This is a genomic window from Escherichia sp. AM3 (assembly GCF_032029835.1).
Taxonomy (GTDB): Bacteria; Pseudomonadota; Gammaproteobacteria; order Enterobacterales; family Enterobacteriaceae; genus Escherichia; species Escherichia coli.
The window spans coordinates 1-3,667 of sequence record NZ_JAVUPQ010000154.1 but is presented as its reverse complement, the minus strand read 5'-3'; the positions used below and the strand labels follow the sequence as shown (position 1 = coordinate 3,667).

Annotated in this window: 3 protein-coding genes; all 3 read left to right on the top strand. The window is 57.9% G+C overall.

Annotation, left to right across the window (positions count from 1 at the left end; all coding sequences use genetic code 11):
- A partial coding sequence (gene tssK, locus RTW80_RS23090; RefSeq protein ID WP_312720370.1) for a type VI secretion system baseplate subunit TssK occupies window positions 1–269 on the top strand: 269 nt, incomplete at its 5' end.
- A gap of 4 nt (window positions 270–273) precedes the next feature.
- Window positions 274–1,035, top strand: coding sequence for a type IVB secretion system protein IcmH/DotU (icmH, locus tag RTW80_RS23085; RefSeq protein ID WP_000343289.1), 762 nt, complete (start codon window positions 274–276; stop codon window positions 1,033–1,035).
- An 8-nt stretch (window positions 1,036–1,043) separates the two neighbouring features.
- On the top strand, window positions 1,044–3,667 hold a 2,624-nt coding region (gene tssH, locus RTW80_RS23080; protein ID WP_312720366.1), incomplete at its 3' end, for a type VI secretion system ATPase TssH.

Below are 3,667 nucleotides of genomic sequence, written 5' to 3'. Positions count from 1 at the left end.
ATCAGATCCAGCGTCAGTTTATCCAGCAGTCGAAAATTTCCTCGCCGGAAAAAATCCGCAATATGGTCAGTGTGCAGATCCCCGGTATTCCATTGCGTGCCCTTATGGTGGCTCCCCGCCAGCTTCCTTACCATTCCGGGTTCAGCTATTTCGAACTCGACAAGAGTGGCCAGGCCTGGACAGAAATGGCTGCCGCCGGGGCCGTTGCACTGCATGTTTCCGGCAGTTTCCCGGATCTGAACATGCAACTGTGGGCGATAAGAGGGTAAGACGATGGATGAGGGGTCACTGTCTCTGCCACCATTTACCGGACACGACGAAAAAAGCCAGCGCAACTACCATCTCGCGCTTCGTGGCAACAGCCTGAATCCGATGATCGACGCGGCCACGCCGCTACTCGGTATGGTAATGCGCCTTTCAACCATGAACAGCCAGACGATGCCGGAGCATCTTTTTGCTCAGGTGGTGACAGATGTTCAGGCCGTGGAGCAACTGCTTCAGGAGCAGGGCTACGAACCGGGCGTGATTATCTCGTTTCGCTACATCCTCTGCACGTTTATTGATGAAGCGGCGCTCGGTAACGGCTGGTCAAACAAGAACGAGTGGATCAAGCAGTCATTGCTGGTCCATTTCCACAACGAAGCCTGGGGTGGCGAGAAAGTTTTCATCCTGCTGGAGCGCCTGATCCGTGAACCCAAACGTTACCAGGATCTGCTGGAATTTCTCTGGATCTGTTTTTCTCTGGGATTTCGCGGGCGCTACAAAGTGGCAGCACAGGATCAGGGGGAATTTGAGCAGATCTACCGCCGTCTGTACCACGTTCTGCATAAACTGCGCGGCGATGCCCCTTTCCCGCTGTTACACCAGGACAAAAAAACCCAGGGCGGGCGTTATCAGCTCATCAGTCGCCTGACTGTTAAACATATTTTTTGTGGTGGCGTTGTCGTGCTGGCGTTGTTTTACCTGTTCTATCTGTTGCGGCTGGACAGCCAGACGCAGGACATCCTGCACCAGCTAAACAAATTACTTCGATAAGGACGTTTATGATCCAGATTGATCTTCCCCCGCTGGTAAAACGGCTGAACCTGTTCTCCCGCCAGGCGCTGGAGATGGCCGCCTCTGAATGTATGAGTCAGCAGGCAGCGGAAATTACCGTCAGCCATGTGCTCATTCAGATGCTCGCCATGCCACGCAGTGACCTGCGGGTTATTACCCGCCAGGGCGATATTGGCATGGAAGAGTTGCGCCAGGCGCTGACGGTAGAGAACTACACAACCGCCCGTTCTGCGGACAGCTACCCGGCGTTTTCCCCGATGCTGGTTGAGTGGCTTAAAGAGGGCTGGCTGCTGGCGTCGGCTGAGATGCAGCACAGCGAACTGCGCGGCGGCGTGTTGCTGCTGGCCCTGCTGCATTCGCCGCTGCGTTATATACCGCCTGCTGCCGCCCGGCTGTTGACCGGCATTAACCGTGACCGTCTGCAACAGGACTTTGTGCAGTGGACACAGGAGTCGGCGGAATCAGTCGTGCCGGATGCAGACGGTAAAGGCGCAGGCACAATGACGGACGCCTCTGACACCCTGCTTGCCCGCTATGCCAAAAACATGACCGCAGACGCCCGTAACGGCAGGCTTGACCCGGTACTGTGCCGCGACCACGAAATCGACCTGATGATCGACATTCTCTGCCGCCGCCGTAAAAACAACCCGGTGGTGGTGGGCGAAGCGGGCGTGGGCAAAAGCGCACTGATTGAAGGGCTGGCGCTGCGCATCGTGGCAGGCCAGGTGCCGGACAAGCTGAAAAACACCGATATCATGACCCTTGACTTGGGCGCATTGCAGGCCGGGGCGTCGGTGAAGGGTGAATTCGAAAAACGTTTCAAAGGGCTGATGGCGGAGGTCATTTCCTCCCCGGTGCCGGTCATTCTGTTTATCGACGAAGCACATACCCTGATTGGCGCGGGCAACCAGCAGGGCGGGCTGGATATCTCCAACCTGCTCAAACCGGCGCTGGCGCGCGGCGAGCTGAAAACCATCGCCGCCACCACCTGGAGCGAGTACAAAAAATACTTCGAAAAAGATGCCGCCCTGTCGCGCCGCTTCCAGTTGGTGAAGGTCAGCGAACCCAACGCTGCCGAAGCCACCATTATTCTGCGCGGTCTGTCGGCGGTCTATGAACAGTCTCACGGCGTGCTGATTGATGATGACGCCTTGCAGGCCGCTGCGACATTAAGCGAGCGTTATCTCTCCGGGCGTCAGTTACCGGACAAAGCGATTGATGTGCTGGATACCGCCTGCGCCCGTGTGGCCATCAACCTGTCGTCGCCGCCGAAGCAAATCTCGGCGCTGACCACTCTGAGCCACCAGCAGGAGGCGGAAATTCGCCAGCTTGAGCGCGAGCTTCGCATCGGACTGCGTACCGACACATCACGGATGACAGAGGTGCTGGTGCAGTATGATGAAACGCTGACGGCGCTGGATGAACTGGAAGCGGCCTGGCACCAGCAGCAGACGCTGGTCCGGGAGATTATCGCGCTGCGCCAGCAGTTACTGGGCGTGGCAGAGGACGATGCGGCGCCGTTGCCGGACGCAGATACCGTGGAGGATACGCAGCCAGAGTCAGAGTCAGAACAGGATAATACCGGTGCCGTACCGGCTGATGAGGCCGACAGAGAACAACCGGAAGAGACCGCTGAAACAGTTTCCCCGGTACAGCGGCTGGCCCAGCTCACTGCCGAACTGGACGCCCTGCATAACGACCGGTTGCTGGTCTCCCCGCACGTCGATAAAAAACAGATTGCGGCGGTGATTGCCGAATGGACCGGCGTGCCGCTCAACCGCCTGTCGCAGAATGAAATGTCGGTCATCACCGACCTGACGAAATGGCTGGGTGACACCATCAAAGGCCAGGACCTGGCGATTGCCAGCCTGCATAAGCATCTACTGACCGCACGCGCCGACCTGCGTCGTCCGGGACGCCCGCTCGGTGCGTTCCTGCTGGCTGGCCCCAGCGGTGTGGGTAAAACCGAAACCGTCCTGCAACTGGCAGAGCTGCTCTACGGCGGTCGCCAGTACCTGACCACCATCAATATGTCCGAATTCCAGGAGAAACACACCGTCTCGCGGCTGATTGGTTCGCCTCCGGGCTACGTTGGCTACGGTGAAGGCGGCGTACTGACCGAAGCGATTCGTCAGAAACCCTACTCGGTAGTACTGCTCGATGAAGTGGAAAAAGCGCACCCGGATGTGCTCAACCTGTTCTACCAGGCGTTCGATAAGGGCGAAATGGCAGACGGTGAAGGCCGCCTGATTGACTGCAAAAATATCGTCTTCTTCCTGACGTCCAACCTCGGCTACCAGGTAATAGTCGAGCATGCCGATGACCCGGAAACCATGCAGGAAGTACTGTATCCGGTGCTGGCCGACTTCTTCAAACCTGCCCTGCTGGCGCGTATGGAAGTGGTGCCGTATCTGCCGCTGTCGAAAGAGACGCTCGCCACCATTATCGCCGGAAAACTGGCCCGTCTGGATAACGTGCTGCGCAGTCGCTTTGGTGCAGAAGTGGTCATTGAACCAGAAGTGACGGACGAAATCATGAGCCGCGTCACCCCCGCGGAAAACGGCGCGAGGATGCTGGACTCGGTCATCGATGGCGACATGCTACCGCCGCT

Excerpts from the sequence above, each read along its gene's own strand:
- icmH (WP_000343289.1), top strand. The coding sequence starts at position 274 with ATGGATGAGGGGTCACTGTCTCTGCCACCATTTACCGGACACGACGAA.